This is a genomic window from Clostridium sp., assembly GCF_051654825.1.
Lineage (GTDB): Bacteria > Bacillota > Clostridia > Clostridiales > Clostridiaceae > Clostridium.
This window is the reverse complement of record NZ_JBOFYU010000191.1, coordinates 1-1,630: the sequence shown is the minus strand read 5'-3', so window position 1 is coordinate 1,630 and position 1,630 is coordinate 1. Positions and strand designations below refer to the sequence as shown.

The window sequence follows — 1,630 nt, the reverse complement described above, 5'->3', positions numbered from 1 at the left end:
ATATTCAATATTTTAATTAATAATTCAAACTTCTTATCTTTAATAATTCTAAAACAACAAAAAAGCCAACCGGAATGGCTGGCTAAGAAATAACTATTGATTGAAGTCATTATATTAATGCCCTATGGATATTTCCTCACGAACACTCGTGACACTTTCTTTTTCTGCTACAGGTATAACTACCTCACTAACTGGTTCTGGGAACTCCGTTGGAATAATGACTTGTTCACCATTTTTATAGAAAAGTATAGCTCCTTGATCAAGAACCGCATTGAATCCAAACTGCTCACAGATAAAATATACAGGTAAATATGTAGCCCCTTGCTCAACTAAAAAAGGAACGCTTTCGACTAAAGCATCATTTACTACAGTCTTACCTGTTCTGATATTAAGTTCTACGGTTTTATTTAATCCATTTGATGTTAAAACAATGTTTTTTTCTGGAAAATATTCAGTAAATAAATTTGTTATTTTTCCTAGTTTTTTAATCCCTAAGTAAGTAATTTTCTGATGAGTAATGGAATCTATCTCTGCAAAGGTTTGGTCATGATATACTAAACTTTTTTCTGATGCCATTATAGGCGTTGCCACTAATAGGCTTGCAAGAATAACTACACCCATTTTTCTCTTTTGTATCATTTTAATCCCTCTAATCTTTTAATATTTAAATATATGTAAACGCTATTGACCCCTTATTCCGCTTATAATGAGCTTGGCATATGAACTATTTGATTGGCTAACAATTCTTTTGCTAATTTCACATTGCATTCCTCATGATTATAATTCAAGACTTATATTATTCTGTTTTTGATTGGTTGCGATTTGAATCATAATAATCGTATCTTCTTTTAGAGAAAATATAATTTGAGTACTTTCATCATTATTAGCGTATTTATACACTTCGTCATATTTATCAGAGGCTAAATGGTAATTAGTCCACTCGGGTTCCAATGTCAACTCATCCCCATATGCATCTAATAGTTCTTCTAACGAATTACCTACTGATATTCCTCTGCCAGTATAGTCATTAGTGTTTTTTGTACTAATGTATCTGATAACCTCCTTTCTATCATCTATTTTAGTTGAAATCATTTTATCAGCATAGGTGTATAACACATACTCGTCGTTCTCACTACGTGTGCCACCACCATCAAAGAGATTGTTTGTAGCAACACCAATTTCCCACATATCATAACCATCTGAAATACTAAATTCAACCACCCCTGAAACACTATTGTTATTTGCATTCATAGATGTATTATTTTGATTGCTAGTACAACTTGTAATGGTTACACACATAATTCCTGTTAAAATAAAACCAATTATTCTTTTCATTTAAATTCTCCTAATATCTAGAAATACAAAGCGATATCTGTATAATAATTATATATTTAAAATTTATTTTATCACATTTTTAATAATTTGTAAATTCAATCACTTATACAACACGTGCACTTACTTTAATCAATAATGATCTCACATTACCCTTACTGTACTCTCCATTAATCCAGACATCAGGACTACTAATTATTCCCTTCTGTTGCAATACACCTACAGCAGTGATCAGCTCCTGATCTCCATTCATTTCCTTTGCTACTTCTTCCTTCAACTTCTTAAAGGCCTCTTTGTT

At 31.3% G+C, this 1,630-nt stretch carries 3 protein-coding genes; all 3 read right to left on the bottom strand.

The features are described from left to right. Positions 1 to 114: 114 nt before the first annotated feature. A complete protein-coding gene (locus ACRDBA_RS11080; RefSeq protein WP_438572977.1) occupies positions 115 to 639 on the bottom strand; it encodes a hypothetical protein in 525 nt (174 codons plus the stop codon). A 138-nt stretch (positions 640 to 777) separates the two neighbouring features. After that, positions 778 to 1,335, bottom strand: coding sequence for a hypothetical protein (locus ACRDBA_RS11075; RefSeq protein ID WP_438572976.1), 558 nt, complete (start codon positions 1,333 to 1,335; stop codon positions 778 to 780). A gap of 103 nt (positions 1,336 to 1,438) precedes the next feature. Next, positions 1,439 to 1,630, bottom strand: a 192-nt coding sequence (locus ACRDBA_RS11070) for a hypothetical protein (RefSeq protein WP_438572975.1), incomplete at its 5' end; no start/stop codon positions are given.